The 22,314-nt window shown below is 67.4% G+C and carries 14 protein-coding genes; 5 read left to right on the top strand and 9 right to left on the bottom strand.

The window, feature by feature from the left end:
* Window positions 1–347 precede the first annotated feature (347 nt).
* Together LC490_RS24395 and LC490_RS10330 are read left to right on the top strand one after the other, a co-directional pair.
* Window positions 348–518: a hypothetical protein gene (locus tag LC490_RS24395; RefSeq protein WP_255610784.1), complete on the top strand. Its 171-nt coding sequence runs from the start codon at window positions 348–350 to the stop codon at window positions 516–518.
* Between the two features lie 717 nt (window positions 519–1,235).
* The gene (locus LC490_RS10330; RefSeq protein ID WP_031370818.1) at window positions 1,236–1,637 is read left to right on the top strand and encodes a hypothetical protein; all 402 of its coding nucleotides are present in this window, start codon (window positions 1,236–1,238) and stop codon (window positions 1,635–1,637) included.
* 98 nt (window positions 1,638–1,735) lie between these two features.
* Here LC490_RS10330 and LC490_RS10325 read toward each other — a convergent pair whose 3' ends face one another.
* From LC490_RS10325 to LC490_RS10315, 3 genes are all read right to left on the bottom strand, one after another.
* Window positions 1,736–4,813: an autotransporter domain-containing protein gene (locus tag LC490_RS10325; protein ID WP_223620138.1), complete on the bottom strand. Its 3,078-nt coding sequence runs from the start codon at window positions 4,811–4,813 to the stop codon at window positions 1,736–1,738.
* Window positions 4,814–5,529: 716 nt separating this feature from the next.
* Window positions 5,530–8,397 carry a pitrilysin family protein gene (locus LC490_RS10320; protein ID WP_223620137.1) on the bottom strand — a complete coding sequence of 956 codons (2,868 nt, stop codon included), beginning with the start codon at window positions 8,395–8,397 and terminating at the stop codon, window positions 5,530–5,532.
* Window positions 8,398–8,634: 237 nt separating this feature from the next.
* Window positions 8,635–10,098 carry an MBL fold metallo-hydrolase gene (locus LC490_RS10315; protein ID WP_223620136.1) on the bottom strand — a complete coding sequence of 488 codons (1,464 nt, stop codon included), beginning with the start codon at window positions 10,096–10,098 and terminating at the stop codon, window positions 8,635–8,637.
* Window positions 10,099–10,398: 300 nt separating this feature from the next.
* Between LC490_RS10315 and LC490_RS10310 the strand changes: the two genes are divergently transcribed.
* From LC490_RS10310 to LC490_RS10300, 3 genes are all read left to right on the top strand, one after another.
* Complete coding sequence (locus LC490_RS10310) at window positions 10,399–10,950, top strand: GNAT family N-acetyltransferase (RefSeq protein WP_223620135.1); 552 nt, start codon at window positions 10,399–10,401, stop codon at window positions 10,948–10,950.
* A 9-nt stretch (window positions 10,951–10,959) separates the two neighbouring features.
* Window positions 10,960–11,217, top strand: coding sequence for a DUF6868 family protein (locus LC490_RS10305; RefSeq protein WP_223620134.1), 258 nt, complete (start codon window positions 10,960–10,962; stop codon window positions 11,215–11,217).
* A gap of 73 nt (window positions 11,218–11,290) precedes the next feature.
* Window positions 11,291–13,822 (top strand): cation-translocating P-type ATPase, encoded by a 2,532-nt coding sequence (locus LC490_RS10300; protein WP_223620133.1) that lies wholly within the window; start codon window positions 11,291–11,293, stop codon window positions 13,820–13,822.
* Window positions 13,823–13,825: 3 nt separating this feature from the next.
* Here LC490_RS10300 and LC490_RS10295 read toward each other — a convergent pair whose 3' ends face one another.
* The 6 genes from LC490_RS10295 to LC490_RS10270 form a co-directional block, all read right to left on the bottom strand.
* On the bottom strand, window positions 13,826–14,983 hold the full coding sequence (locus LC490_RS10295; RefSeq protein WP_223620132.1) for a hypothetical protein: 1,158 nt from the start codon (window positions 14,981–14,983) through the stop codon (window positions 13,826–13,828).
* On the bottom strand, window positions 14,976–17,468 hold the full coding sequence (locus LC490_RS10290) for a xylulose 5-phosphate 3-epimerase (RefSeq protein ID WP_223620131.1): 2,493 nt from the start codon (window positions 17,466–17,468) through the stop codon (window positions 14,976–14,978). The genes LC490_RS10295 and LC490_RS10290 overlap by 8 nt, the downstream gene beginning before the upstream one ends.
* Window positions 17,465–18,376: a ribose-phosphate pyrophosphokinase gene (locus LC490_RS10285; protein ID WP_223620130.1), complete on the bottom strand. Its 912-nt coding sequence runs from the start codon at window positions 18,374–18,376 to the stop codon at window positions 17,465–17,467. Before LC490_RS10285 ends, LC490_RS10290 begins: the two co-directional genes overlap by 4 nt.
* A complete protein-coding gene (locus LC490_RS10280) occupies window positions 18,373–19,920 on the bottom strand; it encodes a thymidine phosphorylase family protein (protein ID WP_223620129.1) in 1,548 nt (515 codons plus the stop codon). Before LC490_RS10280 ends, LC490_RS10285 begins: the two co-directional genes overlap by 4 nt.
* Before the next feature lie 133 nt (window positions 19,921–20,053).
* Window positions 20,054–20,410, bottom strand: a complete 357-nt coding sequence (locus tag LC490_RS10275) for a DUF4377 domain-containing protein (RefSeq protein ID WP_223620128.1) — start codon at window positions 20,408–20,410, stop codon at window positions 20,054–20,056.
* A gap of 200 nt (window positions 20,411–20,610) precedes the next feature.
* Window positions 20,611–22,290 (bottom strand): AarF/UbiB family protein, encoded by a 1,680-nt coding sequence (locus LC490_RS10270; protein WP_223620127.1) that lies wholly within the window; start codon window positions 22,288–22,290, stop codon window positions 20,611–20,613.
* Between the last annotated feature and the right edge of the window lie 24 nt (window positions 22,291–22,314).

Here is a 22,314-nt window from a genome sequence, read left to right as displayed (position 1 = left end):
CAAGAGCAATAGCGCCTGTCCCGGTCGCTTGCGCCTTGTTACCGATGGCCGTCGATTCCTGGCCAGTCGCATCGCTCAAGGTGCCTATCGAAGTAGCAGCCTCTTTGCTTGCATTCGCTTGGTAGCCGACCGCAGTTGCCGAGGCGCCTGCTGCTTGGGCCTGCATGCCGAGCGCAGTGGCCGCCGAACCAGCGCTGTTAGCGCCCGCGCCGATAGCGGTCGACTGATTACCGCCGGCACTCGACTGGTGTCCAAAGGCGGACGCTTGCTGGGATGCTGCCGTAGCCCCATCGCCACACGCCGTCGCATTGGTTCCGGCCGCAGTCGGGGCAGCCGTAGCTCCCGTCATGTTGCAGACGGCTCCTGCCAGAGCCTCGGGCGTCGCCCCGGCGATCAGCATGAACGCCACCGCCGAGACCACCGCCGACGAAGCCTTGCGCGCCTGCTTCTTCCCGCCCTTAGCCAACTCCGAAGCCACCACCCAGGTTCCCAGGCTCTTGCTCCACACCTTGCAGTAAATAAAGTTCATCGGTCATTCCCCTTCGCCTTCCCGGCGATTCGCTCAGTTGTGAATACCGATCTCGGACCGATATCCGCCCGCGGTTAAGACGCCCCGTGAAAGGCGAACCGTGTAATGGAGGGTCTTGAATGCCGATGCGCTGCCGTTCGATTGCTCGAACCGAGGCCGTCCCGGGTTTGGCCGATGGGCCTGCCATCGAATCCCCCCGCGAGCAGCAGCCACTCGGCTGTGTCGCTGTCCCTATGGCGGCCAGACTAGGGACGCCGATCGAAGCGGGCATCTAAGGAGATATATTTTTTTTGTGATTTTTTCGGGCCTTTTGCGCACCTCCTTCGACGACAAAGCTGAATGCCCTGGCGGCTTTCGCCCAGGCTGGGAAAGCCTTTCGCGGCCTGGGCCGACGGGGCGCGGCGGCCTGCGCGGGCCGCTCGCGGGCCCGGAAAAACGAGACTTGATCCACAAAAAAATGTGCGCCAGTACCGCTACGGAGATCTCGAGAAGAAAAATTGATCTTTCCCCGCAAGCGTTCCGACGCGAAATGAACGCTACTGGGCGGATGCCCCACCCCCTCGGACGGCTCACGGCGGTCCGCCCTGCACGCTCACCGAGAGGACGGCCTTGCCAGAGCCGGCAACCGCCCATCCGTTGCCCACCTGACGGAATCCTCCGCCGCCGCGTCGCCGCGCAGCGCGCGCCTTCACCCACCGAGAGCGTCATGACCGAAGCCGAGTTCGAGATCTTCATGGATTCCCTTCGCGTCCCGGGCTCGACCCATATCTCGCCGAAGCGGGTCATCACCGCCCTGGGCATCCGGGCCAAGGACCTCACCGCGATCTCCAACCCGCACGGCAACGCGACGATCCGCAATCCGCACGGCTCGGCGAAACTGCAGCTCGCGCTGCGCAACCTGGTGCGGATCCTGTCGGCGGCCAAGGCCAACCACGAGAACGCCGAGCAGATGCTGTATTGGTTCATGAATTACCCGATTCCGCAGTTCTATTACCGGACCCCGTTCGAGCTGTACGCCGACGCGCGCACCGAGGAACTGCTGTCGCTGTTGTCGATCAGCGCCCACCATCAAGCGGCCGGCGACGTCGCCGAGGCGCGCAAAGGCTGAACCCGATACGCAGGCGTACAGGGCTCGATCTCGCTCGGACATAAAGAAAGCCACGACGGTCGCGACCGCCGTGGCTTTGGGTGCCCCCTCGGGTCGGCTCAGAAGCGCAGCGAGTAACGCGCGTTGATGCCGTGGTCGTGCGCTTCGTCTGCGAATTGGCCGCTGTAGTTCAATTCCAGCAGGCTGCTCGGGCTCAGGCGTGCCGCCAGGCCGGCTTCGACCAGGGTGGCGTCTTCGCCCAAGGGCGCGCCGGCCACGCTGAAGCTGTCGCCGCCGCGCCAGGCCACCTGGGTCTGCGGCGTCAACTCGCCGCCGGCATGGCGGCGCGCCAGGCCACCGCGCAGGCTCAACCAACTCTGATCCTGTTGCGCCCCCTTCAGGCCGACATCGAAGCGCAGCCCCAGCGTCGACAGGTCGACGCGGCTTTCGCCGGCGCGACCGCTCAAGGCCGCGGCGCCACCACTTTCCTGGAACGAATCGCTCTTCACCCGCACCTGGGCGAACTGCGCATAGGGCTCGAAGCCCCAAGCGCCGGCCTGCAAGCGATAGGCGCCTTCGACGAAGCCCTGCCGCGTGTCGGCGTCGTAAGACGCACGGGTGCGATCGGCGAAACCGTCGAAGCCGATACGGCGATCGAGCTCCACGCTCTGGCGCGCGACGGCGGCACCGGCGCTGAGGCCGAACCCGCCCCAGTGGCGGCCGCCATACAGGCCGAACTGGGTGCCATGGATCCGGCCCCGGTCGAGACGGCCGTTGTCGCTGTCGATGCGGCCGCGGCCGGCGAGCGCACCGAGACGCCAACCGCCGTCGAAGCGATAGTCGTAACCGAGCAAAGTGGTCGAACCGCGGTACTCGTTGCGCGCGGCATTGCCGTCGCCATCAAGGGCGCCGCCGGACTTCAACAGCTCGATCCACGCTCCTTGCCTCAGCTCGTCACTCACGCCGTCGCCCTCGCCCGCCCATCCGCTGCCGTTGCGCGCGCGCACCAGCGCGGCTTCGCGCAGGTGGCGGCTGTCGTCGAGCAGGATCGAACGCAGGCTGGCGTGGCCTTCGCCGCTCAAGCCATCGAGCGCGGCCAGCGCCTGTTCCGGGAACAATTGGGTCAGCGGTTGCGGCAGGCCCTGCCCGACCACGAGGCGGTCGGCTGCCGCCGCGGCGGCGAGTTGATTGCGGGTGCGCGCCACCGAAGCGAACGAGGCGCCGCGTACCACGCTCAGATCGACCTGGCTGGCCGCATAGCTGAGGCCGAACTTCAGAAACGGCGACAGCCAGGCCTGTTCCAGGGCCGCGAACTGCCCGGCGACGCCGCCGGCTGCATTGATGACGTTGAAGCGCTGGCCGAGCAAGTACTGCCCCGGCGCATACGCCACCTGCAAGGCGCCGCCTTCGATGGTCGCCTTGCCGCTCACCTCGATGCGGTCGGCGCGGCCGTCGGACGCCAGCTCGACGAGATAGCTGGAACCGGCGGCCTGCACGTAATCGCCCTGCACGCTCAAGGTGCCGATGGAATTGCCGGGCGACACCCGGCCCTGCATCAGCACATCGCCGACGATGCGGCCGCTGCCGGCGAGTTCGCCCTGGGCCCGCACCGGCAGCGATGCGCTCGTCAGGCTGCCGTTGACCAATAAGGTGCCGCCTTCGACCTGTGCGGGATAGCGGTTGTCGCCGGTGAGTTCCAGTACGCCCTGTTTGACGTTGAGGCCGCCGAAGGCGTTGTCGCCGCTCAGGCGCAACCAACCCGCGCCGGACTTGCTCAACACGCCGGGGCCGCCGATGTCGTTGCGCCAGTCGTCCCAGGCATCGCCTTCCCACACCTTGAGGCCGCCGGCGGCGCGGTCCATCGCCACGTCGCTGTCTTTCAGTATCTGAGCCGGCCCGTCGATCGCCTTCTTCAGGTCGATCAGGCCCCAGCCGTAGATCTCGTCCACCCCGGCCACGCCGAGGTCGGTCGCCGTGGTCAGCAACACGTCGCGCACCTGCGGGCCGCTCAGGTACGGGAAACGCTCGAACAACAAGCCCATCGCGCCGATCGCATGCGGCGCGGCCATCGAGGTGCCGCTGAGGTCGGCGTAGTTCAATACCGGCTTGGTCTGGCCGAGCCGGATCTGCAGCGCCTGCTCGCCGCTGAGCTCGCCTTCGATCTGACCCTGCAGGGAGCCGCCGATGCTGGTGGAGTTGATCAAAGTGCCCGGCGCGGCCACGCACCAGTCCTTGGTGTAGGCGCAGATGCTGGAACTCGGCGAGATGACGTAACCGCCGGCGCCGGAGCGCTGCACGTTCGCCACGCTGAGCCAATACGGCTGCGCTTCGGGGCGGAACGCCGCCATGCCGGGATAGATGTTGGCAATGCGGCCGGAGTCGTTGCCCAAGGCGACGACGTTGACGATGCCGTGCCGGATCGCGCCGTCCATGTACGCGTCGTAAGAGGACTGATAGTCGCGATACGTTTGTTCGACCGCGGCCAGGGTGTTGGCTTGCGGCGAGTTGGCGATCGGCAACCAGATCTCCAGGTTCGCCGCACGCACACCGTGCGCACTCAGTTGCCGATAAAAATCCGTAACCACCTCGGCCTCGCCGCCAACGCCGCTGCTGGCGATGGCGGCGCGCTTCCAGGTGCCGTCGGCGCCCTGGTCCCAACGATAAATGGTGTCGCCGAAGAAACGCGCTGTCACCAGTCGCGAGCCCATCGCCACGCCGTGCATGCCGACGCCGTCGCGCTGAGCGACCATGGTGCCGGCCACGTGCGTGCCGTGGTTGCCGTAACCGGCGTATTGATACGGCGCGGTGCGGGCGGGATAGACGAAACTGAATTCGCGCGTGGGCGCATCGCCGCGCGTCGAGAAACAGCGGCTCGGCCCGCGAAAGACGATGACGCCTGGGTCGGAAATACAGCCCGATGCGCCCAGGCTGAGACTGACGTGCCCGCGCCCGGCGAATTCGGCATGGTCCAGGGCCACGCCGCTGTCGTACTGGCCCAAGGCGATGCCCGCGCCGGTCAGGCCGCGCGCGTAGGCATGATGGGCGTTGATCGCGCCCAGGCCCCAGTCCCTCTCGAACTCTTTGCTGCGCCAACTGTCGGCATCGCCGTAGCGGCCGTCGTGCTCGCCGGGTGCGGCGACTTGCGCCGACGAAGGCGCGGATGCGAACAACAGGACACAAGCGATGGCGAGGGACAAAGGCTGAGCGCGTGCGCCGAGCGCTCGCGGAACCGCAACCGGAGCAATACGGGATGGCATGGAGCGAGGTTCCTCTTCGGTAACGACGATGAAGGACGGCGACGAAGGCCGCCGACAGTGGATTCCGATCTGCCGATCGACAGCTGCCGATCAGCAGTTGCCGACTTCCGACGGCCGCTTTCGCGGCTTGCCGGTTCGCCTCGGTCGGTTTGGGTCCCGTGAGTGGGCGCCCGCTGCAATAACGTGATGACCGCCGTATCCCCCTACACCGACGCGCGCCATGCGTGACGGTTTTCTCGCTCGCGGTGATCGCGGGCACGCTGGCGACGGCTTGCACTCGAAGCCGAAGGCCGCAAACGTACGCGCGAATCGAAAGCAGGAGCCGACCGTACTCTTGCGAATACAGGCGGCATTGCTTCGCCGGGACGCCGCTACACCGACATCGAACGGCGTCCCGATCTTGTAACGCATGCAAGACAACGACACCCCAACGCTGTCACACCTGTAGTCGTGCGCATCGATAGTGTTCGTTCAGGCGCTTGCGCGGTCGCAGCCCGGTCTGAAACGAATCGCCGATGCCGATGCCGGCATCGGTCCGTTTGCAGAACGTCGCCGTCGATTACCGCGAAGGCACTGCGCGGCCTGTCCCAGTCGAATACCTGCACCGGCAAGGACGACTCCGGCGGCGGCAAACCCGATACAGCGGACCGATCTCGTCACCGCACCGCGGCCTCGCCGACAACGGGTTTCACCGCATCGCCTTCGATACCGTGCTCGCCGGTCGGGGCCGCTCCGCCATCGCGCTTGGCCTCACCCTTGGCGCCATCGATATCGCCCGCCACGTAAAAGCTGAATTGTTCCGGCTTGAGGTATTTCCGGATCGCGGCATTCACCGATTCGGCGCTGAGCGCGGCCATTTTCCGATCGTACTCGGCCAGGAAATCCAGGCTGCGGCCGTAATACATGAGACCACCGAGCACGGAGGCCAAGCCGGCATCCGTAGCGCGGGCCTGTTCCTGCTCGGCGCGCATCGCCGTCGCCACGGTGCGCACTTCATCGGCTCTCACGCCATCGCGCAGCAGGCGATCGAGTTCTTCGCGTACGCCGCGCTCGACCTGCGCGAGATTCTGCGGAGCGGACGTCGCGTGGACCATCCAGCTGCCTGCATCGTCGCGGCCGTCGAGGCTGGGCTGGGCGTCGAGCATACTGGCGACGCTGTAACTCAGCCCGCCCCGGTCGCGAATCCGCTGTCCCAACCGCGAATCGATGGTATGGCCGCCGAGAATCCGGTTCGCCACCCTCAACGCGAACGCGTCGTCGGTGTATTCGATCAAGGGAATATTGCTGCGCGCCAGCAGCACGCCACTGTCCTTGTCGGGCGTCGCGAAGCTGCGATGCTCGGCCGGCACCGCGACATGGCGCCTGGCGACCGGCGCATGGGCGCGCGGGGCCTTCCAATCGGCGAACAGCCGGCGCAATTCCCGCTCGGCCTCGACCGGATCGAAATCGCCGACCACGCTGATCACCCCGTTCGCGGTCCCATAGAAGTCCCGATGAAACGCCCGCACTTGTTCGCTGGTGAGGGCGCGGATGTCGGCCAGGGATCGTTCGGCATCGGCCTGGCGCATCGGATGGCCGACCGGCCAGGGATCGAAATGACGCGTCATGGCATCGCCGACGATGCTGTTCGCATCCTCGCGAGCGGCTTGCAGGCCGAGCGTCGCGCGTCGTTTGTATTGCTCGACCTGGGCATCGCTGTAGCGCGGCGTGCGCAACAGGCGCTCGGCCAAGGACAAGGTCTTGCCCAACTGCCCACGTTGCGTGTTCAGCGACAAATGCGCCGATTGCAAGCCGCCCCCGAGATCGATCGTGGAATTGAGTCTGGCCAGTTCCACCGCCAGTTCCGCGGCGCTCATCTTGAAGTTTCCGTCGCCCAGGAGCTCACCGGCGGCTTGTGCCGCCGTATCGCGGCCGCGCAGGCTCTCGACGTCGCCGAAACTGAAGAAGGCCTCGACCACGACCTTGTTGCCGCGACTCTTCTTGGGCAACAAAGCCAGGCGCAATCCATCACCGGAGCCCGTGTCGATGTGCACGAACCGGGTGCGTTGTCGGATATTGGAAAGCGATGCATCGAAGCGTTCGACCCTGTCGGCCTCGGCTTTGCCAGCGTAATCCCATAACAGGGATGCGGGCGACGGTGCGTCCGGGATCGCGACTCGCTGCGGCGATGCGGTCGCCAGCAAGCGCCCCAGGGTACGGTTGGCCGGCCGCAGATAAGTACGCGCGACGCGGTTCACCTGCTCGGCGTCGACGGTCTCCAGGCTATCGCGATAACGGAAGTACAAACGCCAATCGCCGACACTGATCGCAGGGGTAAGCGCCATCGCAAGCCGGCCGGCGTCGGTGACTTCGCGAGCGAAATTCTGCCGCAGAAGCTGTTTGGCCGCGTCGACTTCCGCGGCAAGGATCGGCCGCTTGTCCAGCCCTTCGACTTGAGTCAACAGAAGGTCCTGGGTGGCCGCGAGGTCGGAGTCCTTCGCTAAAGTCGCGTAGGCCATCCACAGCCCCGGGGCTCGCAGCCACTGCGTGCTTGCGCCCGCGCTGACGGCATGCCGATTGCCTACCACCGTCGAGTACAGACGCTCGCCGACCGGACCCTGCAGGACTTCGCCCAGGATCTGCAGCGCCGCGGAATCGGCGTGCGTCGCCGCCGGCACGTGATACGCCGCCAGAAGCTGGCTGTAGCCGCCGACACGCCGCACCGTGACCTCGCGCTCGCCGGCTTGCGCGGGCTCGGCCGTGTACAGCGTCTGCATCGGCGCATGCGGCCGGGCGATCCTGCCGAAACGGCGGGCCGCCGAGCTCAAGGCCTGCGCCGGGTCGAAACCGCCGGCGATCACCAGGGTGGCGTTGTCGGGCCGGTACCAGGCGCGATAGAACGCTTGCAGCCGTTCGATGCGCAGGTTTTCGACATCGCTGCGCGCACCGATGATCCGTTTCCCGTAGTGGTGCCACTGATAGGCGGTGGAGGCCACGCTTTCGTAGAGTACGCCGGACAGATCGTCGTCGCGATTCTCCATCTCGTTGCGCACTACGGTCATTTCCCGATCGAGATCCTCGCGCGCGACGCGCGAGTGCACCATGCGATCGGCCTCCATGCCGAGCAACCAATCCAGCTTGGCGGCGTCGGCGGCGAACGAAGAATGGTAGTTGGTGTAGTCGGTCGTCGTGGTGGCGTTGGCGTCGATGCTGCGCTTGCTCAGTTCGGCGAAGATATCGGCGTGAGTAGGCGTGCCCTTGAACAGCATGTGTTCGAGCAGATGCGCCATGCCGGCTTCGCCGTAATTCTCGTGCGCCGAACCGACGCCGTAGACCAGATTGACGATCAACTTCGATTCGCTGGCATCGGGAAGCAACAGCACGCGCATGCCGTTGCCGAGCCGATACTCGCAGACCCCTTCCATGCAGGCGCCCGCGCTCGCCCCCTTGGGCAGTTTGAAGGCGCCGGGTTGCGCGGCGAGCGCGGGAAACGACGAGGCGGCGAACAAACACGCGGCCAATAACCAACGTTTATTTAATGCCATGGGCTTTCCTAAAATCTAACGAAACGCCCGATCGTTGCGGGCGAGGTTCGCGATAGACGGAAAGCCATCGGGTATAGTTCCCGCTCCCGGCCGCCACAAGTGTGACTGCGGAAGCCGAGCATTAATAGAACGCGCCCTATTCGCCTCCGCCGGAATCGGACTCGACGGCATTCGTTGATGGCGGAGAACTATCAATCCGCGAACTGGCTTCGGACTGTGCTGGCCCGTCGTTGATCGCTAGCGGGACAACGGCGCACCGACGTGCTCAAGTGCCGGGCGATCGAGAGTCGCCAATCCGAGTTCGGCGGTCTTGGACATGAGATCCACGGTCGCGCCGAATTCCGGCACGCAGGCGGCCCAGCCCAATTCATGCTCGATGCGAACACGCAGCCGGTCGGCCGCGTTCGGTTCGCCGTGTGTCACGAACACCGCGCGCGGGCGGACCGGGCCCGAACGCAGCCAAGCGATGATCTCAGAAGCATCGGCGTGCGCGGACGCCGACGCCAGCTGCCTGAGCTCGGCATTGATTTCGACCTCCTCCCCATAGATGCGCACACGGCGCGCCCCACCGGCCAAAAGCGCGCCGCGCGTGCCGCCTGCTTGGTAGCCGCACAGAATGATCGCGTTGAGCGGGTCTGGAGCGAACGCGATCAGGTGATGGAGCACGCGCCCGCCGGTCACCATGCCGCTGGCCGATACGATCACCATCGGCCCCTTGCGGCGATTGAGCTCTTTGGACTCCTCCGGGCTGTTGATGATCCGGGTGTTGCGATACATCTTTTCCAAAGCCGTTTCGTCTAGGCGCAGCTGACCGGAATACTGCCGGTACAGCGAAGTCACATCGGTCGCCATGGGGCTGTTGAGATAGATAGGTGCGGCGGGAAGCTCCTTGTCTTCCTGCAGCTGCGCGATCACATGCAGCAAGGACTGGGCCCGACCTACCGCGAATGCGGGGATCACGGCGACGCCGCCCCGTTGCAGCACGGGCTTCAGCGCTTCGCACAGCTCCTGCCTCATGCCGCCCACTGGATGCTCCCGATCGCCGTAGGTCGACTCGGCGACGATCCAGTCGCTTGCCGCCGGCGCGCTCGGCGGCTGCATGACCGGATCGCTGTAACGGCCGATATCGCCGCTGAAGGTCAGGCGCACGCCGCGGTATTCGAGGGTGACGGCGGCGGCGCCGAGGATATGTCCCTGGCTCCTGAAACGAGCGGTCACCCCGGGCACCGGTTCGAACGGCGTCTCGAACTCCCAGGCGCGCATCCGTCGCACGGCCGTATGCGCGGACGCCACCTCGTAAAGCGGCTCGGCCGGATGGTGCCTGGTCGTGCCGAGCCGGTTGGCGTGGCCTGCCTCCTCCTCCAACAGATGGGCAGAATCGGGAAGCAGGATTCCGCACAGCCTGCGCGTCGCCGGCGTGCACCAGACGACGCCGTCGAAGCCTTCGTCCACCAGCCTGGGCAGGTAGCCGCTATGGTCCAGGTGCGCATGCGTGAGCACGATCGCATCGATCGACGCCGGATCCACGGGGAACGGCGCCCAATTGCGCAAGCGAAGCGTTTTGTAGCCTTGAAACAACCCGCAATCCACGAGCAGCCGCTTGTCGCCGGCTTCGACCAGGTATCTGGAGCCGGTGACGGTGCCGGTCGCACCCAGGAAGGTCAAACGGAATACGGAGGCTTCGGACGTGGCGATGCCCATGGCGCGTTACCTCTTTCGTGTATGGGTCGTGGATCCGCGAACAGTCCCAAGGCGACAACGCCATCGGTATCCGACTCGCCGGAGCGGACCGAGCCGGCGCGCGGACTCATCGCCCGCTCTTGCCCTCGACGTACCGAGGAAACGGGGCCGTGAACAGGGCCGCGGGCTGCAGGGCCAGATTGCAGTCCGACTGGCGGCGCGGCATTGATCTGGGTCAGCCCCCGGACGAAAGGAGTTGACCTGGATCAATGCAGCCGGCAGCCGCCGGCCTAGCCTGAAACGACCCTCCGGGAGCACGTCATGACTACCCAATCCTTATCCGCCTCAGACGTCATCGGTCCCGATACGCCGCGCTGGTCGGACACCTTGCGCGACGGCCGCCAGGTGACGATTCGCCCCATCGCCGCGAGCGACGGCGCGGCCGAACGCGAATTCATCGAAGGACTGTCGGACCAGAGCCGGCGTTTTCGCTTCCTCGGACAGACCCGCCGCCCCAGCGACGCGTTCATCCGCCAGCTGACGGACATCGACTACACCCACGATGTCGCCTTCGCCGCGTTCGACAGCGCCGACGAAGGCAGGATCGTCGGAGTCAGCCGATACAGCACCGCGCAAGACGGATCGCAATGCGAGTGCGCGGTTACCGTCGATGACGAATGGCAGAACAAGGGCCTGGGAGCGGTGCTGATGAAGCACCTGATTCAGGTCGCAAAGCTCCGCGGCATCCACAGGATGTATTCGGTCGACTCCGCCGAGAACCGGCAGATGCACGAGCTCGCCGCCTATCTGGGCTTCCGCACCGTGACCGACCCCGACGACGCCAGCCAGGTCATCCACGAACTGACCTTGTGAGGCCTGCCCATGGACCCGGCACTGTGGCCCGGCTTCCTGATGTGGTGCGCGATTTTCAACTACGGCCTGTTGCTGCTCGGATTCGTGGCCTTCGTGATGTTTCACGACGCCATGTATCGGCTGCATCGCCGCTGGTTCCAGCTCTCGGCGGCGCGCTTCGACGCGACGGCCTATCTCCTGTTCGGGCTGTACAAGATCGCGATCTGGATGTTCGTCATCGTTCCCTACCTGGTGCTTTGCTTCATCCGCTACACCCCGTATTTCTGAGGCCGGGCGGGTCGCGACGGGCCGGGCGACGGCCTCGCGCATGAGCGCCGTCGAGCCAGCGAGGACGAACGATATGGAATCCAGCCAGGGGGCCCGCGCCCACCCGACAGGGCTGTCGAGCGAAGAGGCCGCGCGCCGGCTGCAGGCCGGAGGGCCGAACCGGCTGCCGGAACCGGACCGTCGCAACTGGCTGCGCATCCTGGCCGGCGTGTTGCGCGAGCCGATGCTCCTGCTGCTGATCTTCGCCTCGGCCGTCTACCTGCTGTTGGGCGATGCCGAGGAAGCCTCAGCGCTGGCCGCTTCGGTCGCGCTCGTGATCGGCCTGACCGCGTACCAGGACTATCGCTCCGAACGCGCGCTGCAGGCCCTGCGCGAGCTGAGCACGCCGCAGGCGCGAGCGATCCGCGACGGCCTGGTCCGGTCGGTGCCGTCCTCGCAGCTCGTGGTCGGCGACGTGATTCTGGTCGCCGAGGGCGACCGCGTTCCGGCGGATGCGCGGGTGCTGGACGACGGCGACCTGATGCTCGACGAGTCCATGCTCACCGGCGAATCGATGCCGGTGCAACGTGGCGCCGCGGCGGCGGCCGAGCCGGACAAGAACCTCATCCATGCCGGCACCCTGGTGGTGCGCGGGCATGCCGCCGCTCGCGTGACCGCCATCGGCATCGCCACGGCGGTGGGCCGGATAGGCGAAGCGCTGCACACCTTGCGCTCGCCGCCGACGCCGATGCAGCGGGAAATCCGCTATGCGGTGCTGGTGTTCGCGGTACTGGGCCTCAGCGTCAGCGCGCTGGTCGCGCTGCTGTACGGCTGGACCCGCGGCGATTGGCTGCAAGGCCTGCTGGCCGGCATCACCCTGGCCATGGCCAATATCCCCGAGGAATTCCCGGTCGTGCTTACCGTGTTCCTCGCCTTGGGCAGCTGGCGCATGGCGCGCCGTAACGCCCTGATCCGGCGCGCGCCGGCGATCGAAGCCCTGGGGTCGGTGACCGTGTTGTGCACGGACAAAACCGGCACCCTGACCACCAACCAGATGACCCTGGTCGAGCTGGCGCGGGGCGACGAGCGCTCGAACCCGACGGCGCGACTCTCCCCCAGGCTGGCGGCGCTGCTCGATTGCGCCGGCCGCGCCTGCTCGGAGCACTCGTTCGACCCGATGGACCTCGCCATCCGCGCCGCCGTGGCCGGTTCGGCCGCGACCGCGCCGAGGACGGGAACGCACCGCGTCCGCGAATACCCGCTTTCCAAAGACCTGCCTGCGGTGACCCACGTCTGGCAGCTCCCCGACGAACCCGGCCTGGCGGTCGCCGCCAAGGGCGCGCCGGAAACCATTGCCGAGCTGTGCGCGCTGAGCCGCGAACAGCGATCGGCCGTGATGCAACTCGCCGCGGACATGGCGCGCCGCGGCTTGCGCGTCATCGCCGCGGCCTCGGCGGTCTGGCAGGACGGCCCTGCCTCGCTTCCGTCCACGCTTCACGGCTTTCGCTTCGAGTGGCGCGGCCTGCTCGGGTTCGAGGACCCGCTGCGAGCGGGCGTTCGCGACGCGGTCGCCGAGGCCCAGGCGGCCGGCATACGGGTCGTGATGCTGACCGGCGACCATCTCGATACCGCCCGCACGATCGCCACGCAGGCCGGACTGCGACGGGCCGACGCCGCCATGCTCGGGAGCGAGCTGGAAGCGCTCGACGAGAAGACCCTGGCCCAGCGCGTGCGCGATACCGATGTGTTCGCGCGGGTGAAACCGGATCACAAACTGCGCCTGATCGATGCATTGAAGCGGAACCGCGAGGTGGTGGCGATGACCGGCGACGGCGTCAACGACGCGCCGGCGTTGATGGCCGCCCACGTCGGCATCGCGATGGGCAAGCGCGGCACCGATGTCGCCCGCGAGGCGGCGTCCATCGTCCTGCTCGACGACGACTTCGTCACCGTGGTCGAAGCGGTGCGCCAGGGGCGCCTGATCTACGACAATATCCTGCGCGCCATCCGCTACATCCTGGCCGTGCACGTGCCGATCACCGGCCTGGCGCTGCTGCCGCTGATCATCGCCGCGCCGATGATGCTGATGCCGTTGCACGTGGTGTTCCTGGAGCTGATCATCGACCCGGCCTCGGCGCTGGTGTTCGAGCGCGAGCCCGCATCGGCGCAGATCATGCAGCGGCCTCCCCGGCCGCCTTCGCGGCGTTTGCTCGACCTGCCGACCCTGTCGGGCAGTCTGGGCCGGGGCATGGTCGTGTTCGCGGCGGTGGCGGCCGTTTACTTCCTCGGGCGCAGTGGCGCCCTGCCGACGCCGCAATTGGCGGCGCTCTCCTTCATCGCATTGATCTCGGGAAACCTCGGGCTGATCGTCGTCAACCGCGGCTTCGGCTATGCGCGCTGGTTCGGCCCGACCGGCAAGGCGTTCTGGATCCTGGTGGTGTCGGCGCTGAGCCTGCTGTTGTTGATCACGCGTTTCCAGGCGCCCGGCGCCTGGTTCCGCTTCGCGCCGCCTCCGCTCGGTCTGTCCTGCCTGGCCTTGCTCATGCCGCTGGCCGGATTGGCAGTGGTCGAGCTCGGCCGCAACGGGCTCGCCCGCATGCGCCTTAGCCGCCAGCGCAGCGGCTGAGGCTCAGGGCCAGGGCAAGGCGGTCGCCACCGCGCACACGGATGCGATCTCGGCTTCTTCGTCCACGTCCACGCGCCACACTTTCGTCCGGCTCTGCGGGCTTTCGAGCCGCGCATCGCCGCGGACATTGGCCGCCTCGGCCAGGCCGATGCCGAGCCATCCCAGGTAAGCCGCGATCGAACTGCGCACCAACGGCGCGTTGGCGCCTATGCCGCCGGAAAATATCAGATGGTCGATGCCGCCCAGCCGGGTCGCCATGGCGGCGATGCCTTGCGCGGTGCGCAAGGCGAAGATGTCCAGGGCCAGGGCGGCCTCGACGCTGTCGGCGGCGAGCAGATCGCGCGTGTCGCCGCTGAGCCCCGAGATTCCGCGCAGACCGCAGTCGCGGTACAGCGCACGTTCGACCGCGTCGGCAGTCAGGCCGCCGCTGCGCAGCAGATAGAGCAGCGCGCCGGGATCGAGCGTGCCGCTGCGCGTCGCCATCGGCAAGCCATCGAGCGGCGTGCTGGCCATCGTGGTGTCGATGCTTTGCCCATCGCGCACCGCGCAAAGGCTGCAGCCGCTGCCCAGGTGCGCCAACACCGCGCGCTCGCGGCCGAGCGAGGGATGCGCGGAGCGGATCTGGCGCATGGCCGAAGCGAAGGCCAGGCCGTGGAAACCGTACCGGCGGAGGCCGAGTGCATCCCAGGCCCGCGGCACGGCCAGCCGGCGGGTGTTTGCCGGAAGGTTGGCGTGCCACACGGTATCGAACGCCGCGTATTGCTCGACGCCGGGCCAACGATCGGCGACGGCGTCCACCAACGTCAGCGCGGCCGGCTGATGCAAGGGCGCCAGGCCGGACAGGGCGCGCAACCGCTCGCGTTCAGCGGCATCGAGCACACGCGCCCGTGCGGCATTGCCGCCATGGACGATACGGTGCCCGACCAAGGCCGGAGCGGCGGCCAATTCCAGGGTGTCGATCGCCTCGGCGAACGCGGCGCCCAGGCCGGGATTGGGATTGGGATTCGAATTCGGATCGGGATCGGCCCATGCGATCTGGATCCGCCGCGACAGTCGTGCCGACCCAGCCGCCGACGAGCCGCTCATCTCGTAGCGCGCCGCCTTGAGCGTGGACGAGCCGAGGTTGACGACCAACAAGGTGCGATCGCCCGGCTCAGTCATCGCTCTCGTCTCGGCACAAGTGCTCCGGCGCGCCCCGGCCCAGGGCGGCATCGTATTCCTGCGCGTCGAGCCAGGCCGCCGCGCTGCGCTTGAGCAGGGTGCCCGCGGCCAGGAGCGCATGAGCCCAGGTGCAGCGGTTGGCGAACATCAAGCCGTCGACGTCGAAGGTTCCGCCGCGATTGCGATAGCCCAGGGCGGCGGTGAGCGCCGGGCCGTCGTCGAGCCTGCGCAACGCGCCCAGGAACGGTTCCGGACGCGTGTGGGTGAGAAACACCCGGGGCCGACCGGGGACGAACCAGCGCCTGACGGTCTCGTCGTCGTGTATGTATTGCGCCTCTTCCTCGTCGCGCGGGGTCCTGAACCGTCCCGGCTCCGCGAGGTAGATCAGGTTCGTCGCCACGCCGCGCGAGCGCAGCCGGCGCCAGGCCCTGCCCGCGGCCGCCAACTGATAGGCCCCGGTGGCCACCAGGTCGATCTCCGCGTCGACCGATCGCTCCAGGAATGCAGCGCCGTCGTATTGCAAGGCCATCGCCTGCTCGGCATCCAGTGCGACCGGCACTTCGCGTTTCGGCACGACCAGGGCGAAGATCCTGCCGTGATCGGCATAGGCCGCCTGCAGCGCCGTGCACGCGCAGTTCGCGTCCGGTGGAAACACGATGCGTACGCAGTCCTGCATTTCCCCCAACAAGGCCTCGACCAGGGTCGGGTCTTGGTGCGACTGCTCGTTCTTGGCGTTTTCCCAGGTGTGCGAGGTCAGCACCAGCGGAACCGACAGCCAGCCTGGGGCCCGACCGGCGCGGCGCAACTGGCGAGCGAACGTCAGCTCCTGCCGCAGCGCGCCGAGCATTTTCACCGCGAAGGCTTCGTAGGTGACCACCAGGTTGATGCCGCCCTTGTTGGCCAGCGCCGCACACACCACCGCCTCTTCGTTGAGCGCGGTAATGACGCTGCCGGCATGAGATTCGGCCACGCCGGGCTCGGGCGATTGCACCCGATGCTTGAGCAGGTCCAGGCTGCGGTCCAGGCGATTGCTGCGCAGTTCGTCGGGATTTCCGACGCGCACGCGCAGGTCCGGGTTGGCGGCGGCTATCGCGACGAACTGCTCGTCCAGCGCCGCCATCGGCGAATGGGTTTCTCCGCGCGCGCGCCAGCGCGGCGTCGGCGACGCCGGCGGACGCACCTGACGCGTGGCCAGGGCGTGGTCGCGCTCCAGCGGACGCCGCTGCTGGCCGTGGGTGGCCAGAACGCCGATCGCCTCGCGCAGTTCCGCTTCCGCCACGTGCAGTGTCGCGCAGGCGGCGTTGAACAGCTCGCGCGAGGCCTGGTCGCTATGCGGATTTCCCGGCAACGGCAGGTTGTGCGCGCGGTTGCTGCCGGCACCGGGGAAGCCGTAGCCCTTGGGCGCTTGCGCGATGCCGTAGCGCAACGGCGCGGCGGTGTCGAACCCGGCGGAGGCGAACGCCTCGATGCGGGTCTGCTGGCGCAACTCGATCTCGTGGATGCCCCAGGCGATGCTGGCCGGGTCGCGACCATCCAGTCCGACCGGCTGAAAACCGTTGAGGCGCAGATGCGCGTGCAGCCAGCGCTCGCCGCCTTCCTGTGCGATCTGGCTGCGCTGCTCGATCCGCCGCCCGTTGAGCACCATGATCGGCGAGACCAGCCCGCTGTCCTGCGGACGCCACCAACGCGGCGCCCAATCGCTGCCGCGTTGCTCTTCGAACGCGCCGTCGCTGAGAAACGCCACCAGCCGTTCGCCCGGCAAGGGCGCATGCACGTAGTGCAGTTCCGCGAAGCCGAGATAGCCGCCTTCCTGCAGGCTGCCGCCGGTGTAGGCGTTGACGTGCGAGCCCAACGGCGAGCTGGGATAGCCGTCGGCGGTGACGCCGTAGGCATAGAAATCGCCGACGAAGTCCGACAGGCGGCGGTCGTCCAGCCCGTAGCGTCCGGCGTGCTCGGGCGTCATGTTCCCGCTCAGCAGGTTCAACGCGTCCACGGCGGCGACGCAGTGCCCCTGGCCCATCAGCCAGGCGCGGGTATCGCCGGTCAGGGCATTGATCGCCAGATAGCCCGCATAGGCCGGCACCATGTTCAACGAACCGCCGGTGTGCCCTTCGGGGTGGCGCTTGAAGTCGTCCGCGCCGAGCGGACTGCCGTCGAGGCGAACGCTGCGGGCATAGGTCATGTGAACGACCAGCCACATCGCGGCGCTGGCGATGCGGTCGGCGGCCGCCAGGCGACGATAGCCGGTCTGCGCATCGGGCAGGATGCGCTGGCCGACCAGGGTCTCGATCAACGCACGAACCCTTACCTGGGTCAGCGCGTCGTGGACGATCGCGCCGTAGCCTGCGGCCCAATGGGCGAAATCGCGATCGTTCGCACGCCGTCCCGCCGCCTCGGCTTCGATTCGGCGCCGCAGCGGGGCGTCCAGCGCTTCGCTGGTGCCGCAGGCAAGGACGCATTCGTCCGGGGTCGCGTCATAGATCATGGCTCGGTTCCTCTCTCGATCCTCGCCAACTGTCCGGCGATGGCGCGCGCGATCGGTCGGGTCAGGCCGATGCCGTTGCTGGGATGGCGGATGCTGTCGGTGCTGACAATGCGCTCCACCCCGGCCCGCTTCAGCAGCTCATGCGCGTTGTCGCTGAAGAGCGGATGGATGACCACGCACACCGGCGGCGGCAGCCCGAGCCGCCGCAGATGTTCGGCGGCCGCGATCAGGGTCCGCCCGGTCGAGACGATGTCGTCCACGAGCACCGGCGTCGCATTGCGCAAACGCTCCGGATCGGGGGCGCTGACCTCGACCTGACGGTCGCCGCGACGTTGCTTGTGCAGCACTTGGTACGGTATCCGCGCTGCGCCGGCGATGTTCGCCACCCATTGCGCGCTCTCTTCGTCGGGACCGACCAGGACCGGATCGCGAACCTCGCGACGTATCCATTCGGCCAACTCCGGCGCCGATTCCACGCATGCGACCGGAATCCGGTAGAGGTCCTCGAGCGCGGCGATGCGGTGCAGGTGAGGGTCGACCGTCACCAGCCAGTCGACGCTCTGCTCCAGGAACCGGGCGAATACCCGGGCGGCGATCGCTTCGCCGGGACGGAAGCGCGCGTCCTGGCGCATATAGGCCAGGTAAGGCGCCGCCAGCCCGACGCTGCGCGCGCCGAGTTCTCGCGCGGTGTCGGCGACGAAGCGCAACGGCAGGGCCTTGCGATCCGCGCCGTCGAGGCTGGCGAAGACCACCACGTCGGCGCCCGCGAGCGTCTCCTCGATCCTGAGCAGCGACTCGCCATCGGGGAAATGCCGCCACTCGAGCGACCCCAGCCTGGCCTGCAGTTCTCGGCTCACCGAACCAGCCAGCCCGGCATCGTCGGGAAAGGACAGCAGCACCGACTTCATGACGGCGGGCTCCGCACGCTCAAGGTGTCCGGGTGCGCCGCAGCGTAATCCAGCGCATAAGCCAGCTCGCCCCTGGAGCCGGCATGGACCAGGAACAACGGCATCCCGCGTCGGATCGTATCGCCCTGACGCAGCGTGCAGACCACGCCGGCGGCCGGGGTGCGCGGCGCTCCGGCGAGCTTGGCGATACGCGCCAGTTGCCGATTGTTGATGCATGCCAGCACTCCGTCGGAGCGCGCGATATAGGGCTCGACGAAGCGTGCCCGCTCGGGCTCGCGAAAGCCGCCCTGGGCGCTGCAGATCGCCAGGAACTTCCTCAGCGCCGAGCCCGAAGCGAGCGCGCCCGCGGCCTGGTTTCGTCCGCTGCCGGGGGCGATGCCGGGCAGCAGTTCGAGCACCGCTCCGGCCACGTCGAGCGCGCGCTCGCGCAGGTCGCTCGGCGCCTGCGGCGAGTTGCGCAACACCTCCAGCACATCGTGCGCTTCGAGCGCCGGGCCGATGCCGCGCCCCACCGGCTGGCGGCCGTCGGAGATGTGCACGCCTATGCGCAAGCCGAGCGCTTCCCCGACGAAGGCCAGGCGCCGGGCGATCGCATCGGCGGCGGCCATCGTGCGCACCTTGGCGGTGTCGCCCACCGGGATGTCGATCAATACATGGGTAGAACCCGCCGCGGCCTTCTTGGACAGGATGCTCGCGACCATCTGGCCGTCGCCGTCCAGGTCCAAGGGACGCTCTATCTGAATCAGGACGTCGTCGGCCGGGCTCAGGCGCATTTTTCCGCCGGAGGCCATGCAGCCGCCCTCGCGGTTCACCACGTCCCGCAGGGCCGCGATGTCGAGATCGACGACGGTCATGGTGGCCATGACATCGGCCGTTCCGGCGGGCGAAGTGATCGCCCGAGACGAGGTTTTCGGAATGCGATGGCCCAGCGCAGCGACGATGGACACCACGATCGGGGTGGTCCGGTTGCCGGGCAGGCCGCCGACGCAATGCTTGTCCAGCACCGGCCCCACGCCCCAGTCGATGCGCTCGCCCACCGAGACCATCGCGCGGGTCAGCGCGACCGATTCGTCCAGATCCAGCCGGTCGCCGGCGCAGACCGTCACGAATGCCGCCAACTCGATGTCGGACAATCTGGCGGTGAGCGTGTCGCGCAGCACCGCCTCGAACTGGGCCTCGTTCAAACGCTTTCCGAACACCTTGGCGCGCAGCACGCTCGCCGACCCCGGCGGTTCGGCATGGGCCAGGGTGGCGATGGCACCGGGCTCCGGCGCGAGCATTTGCCAGGCGGCATCGGACAACGCGGCCTCGTCCTTGCCCAGCCAGTCGCCGGTAACGATGTTCAGCAGAGCGACGACTTCGCGCTCGCCGCATTGCACGCTGACCCGGGTCAACGCGGCGAAGCCCTCGGCGCGCGACACCAGGCAGTCCCGGTGCAGATACAGGACCGGCTGCCGATAGGTGTCGATACCGGCTCGCCGCACCGGCAGCCGGGCGCTCGGCGGCTCGAAGTCGGGGCGCTCGTCGCGTTGGGTCGATCGCATGCCGGAGTTCCGAGAAAGCCCGGTCCCACCCTAGAGCGGTGGCGCGAACCGGCATTGATCTCGATCAATACAGGGGCACGCGCGGGCAATGAACGCCGTTCGGCATGCCCCCTGCTCCACTCGCGTGGCCTGGTCAGTTCCGCGCATGCGGGCGCTGTTCGATCACGCTTTTCAGTATCAGGCGGACGAGCGAGGCATCGCCCGCCGCCTGATGTTCGGTGACCTGCAGGACATAATCGTTACCGGGCCGGAACGCGAAACCTTCCACCTGAGCGCACAACCGCACCCAACCATCGCGGCCTCGTTCGACCACTTGGTACGGCAGGACGGGCTCCCGCCGACCGCACACTTCGCTGGATACGGCATATACGCGCTTCTCGACCGTAGTGCCCGCAATGTGCTCCTCGCCGCGGGGGCCGCCGTCGAGGAAGATCTGCGATACGCAGCCGGTCAGCGAAGCCGCCAACACGGGAAGCAATAGTCGGTTCATGATCGATACTCCCGGGTGGCCGTGGTGGAGCGGGATCGGCCCTGCAATGGAACGACTTGCGAACCGTCGTCACAGGCTAGGTCCGCCGTCATCGGTGAGGGCTGACCCAGATCAAACCGGAGGCATGCGCAACCGATCCCACGCTCGCCGGCAGGCTGCCGCGCCGCGCTTCGCTACCGACACGGTGGGCCGAACAGACGCTAGCGCCCGCCGCCGCTACGGAATATCGAAAGCAGGAGCCAAATGCCGGCGAGCGAAGCTCCGGCAAAACCGACCAATCCGAACAAAGGCAGACCGAACAGTGTGGGACCGCCCTCGACCGTCATCGCGATGGACGAACCGACGATCAGCGCGGCGATGACCATGCTGCCCGCCAGGCGATTGGCCGAATGCGCCATCTGGCTGCCGAAGTCGCGCAGCTCGTCCATCCCGATATGCAGCCGCGCCCCGCCCGTACGCATCGCACGCAGCGCGCGCCGAAGATCCTGAGGCAACGTCGCCAGCACCTCGACGGTGTCCGCCAGCGACTGCACGCCGCGCCGCACGACCCGGCGAGGACGGAACCGTGCCGTCATGGCGCGGCGCAGGAAGGGCCGCGCCTGAAGCGCCATGTCGAATTTCGGATCGAGGCTGCGCCCCATTCCCTCCAAGGTAAGGCAGACCTTGATCAACAGAGCCAGGTCGGAAGGCAAGGCCAAACGATGCGATCGAAGCAAACTCACCACTTCGAGCAGCATCGCCGCCAGGTCGAGCTGCCCGAGCGGGACTCCGTGATAGCGGTCGATGAACGCATCGATGTCGATGGCCAGTTGCGCTTCGTCCACATCGGCCCGCCCGGTCCAGTCGAGCAATACCTCGGTGACGCGTTCGGGGGCGCGTTCGACCAATCCGAACAACAGGCTCACCACCTCCGCGCGGCGCGCTGGCGACAGTCGCCCCACCATGCCGAAATCTATCAGGGCGATGCGCCCGTCGCGCAACACGAACACGTTGCCCGGATGCGGATCGGCATGGAAGAAACCGTCGTCGAGCATCATTTTCAAAACGATCTGCGCGCCGGTGCGCGCCACCCGAGCGCGATCCAGTCGGGCGGCATCCAGTGCGGCCAAGTCGGCTACGGCAATACCGTCGACGAAGTCCTGCACGTTCATCCGTTCGCTGGTACAGAGCCAATGCACCGCCGGAACGACCAGGCGTTCGTCGCCGGAAAGATTGGCCGCGATACGCTCGGCATGCCGGCATTCGGCGGCGAGATCGAGTTCCCCCTGCAGCGATGCGTGGAACTGCCGCACCATGCCGACCGGATGGTAGCGGCGCATATCCGGGAATTTCGCTTCGATCTTGCTTGCCGCGTATTGCAACAGCCGCAAGTCGGCCTCGATGAGCGGTCGGATATCGGGACGCCGAACCTTGACGACGACCTCTCGTCCGTCGGGCAAGCGTGCCCGGTGTACCTGGGCGATCGACGCCGCCGCTAACGGCGAAGGATCGAGCCAGGCAAATGCCGCCTCTGGGACGTGGCCCAGCGCCGCCGACATCTCCGAGCGGATCGCCTCAAAAGGCACCGGCGGGACAGCGCTTTGCAGACGGCTGAACTCGGCGATCCATTGCGGAGGAAAGAGGTCCACTCGCGTCGCCAGGACTTGGCCGAGCTTGACGAACGTCGGCCCCATTTCCTCGAGCGCGCAGCGCACCCGCACATGCGGAGGCAGGGCCACCAACTCCTCGAGGTGCGCGAGCGGCAAAACCTTGCCCGCACGCGCGAGCGTCTGCGCAAGCCCCAGCCGGCGCGCCAGATCGCCGAACCCGTATCGCGCCAGGATGGCGACCAAGCCGTGCAAGCGGGCGAGGTCCTGGCTGGCGGTCAGCGTCTCCCACATGCGCGAGGACTCCTCGTAGTGTCG

The sequence above is a fragment of the Lysobacter sp. ESA13C genome (genome assembly GCF_019970005.1).
Lineage (GTDB): Bacteria > Pseudomonadota > Gammaproteobacteria > Xanthomonadales > Xanthomonadaceae > Lysobacter > Lysobacter antibioticus_B.
The sequence above is the reverse complement of the archived record's forward strand: the minus strand, read 5'-3'. Positions and strand labels throughout refer to the sequence as shown.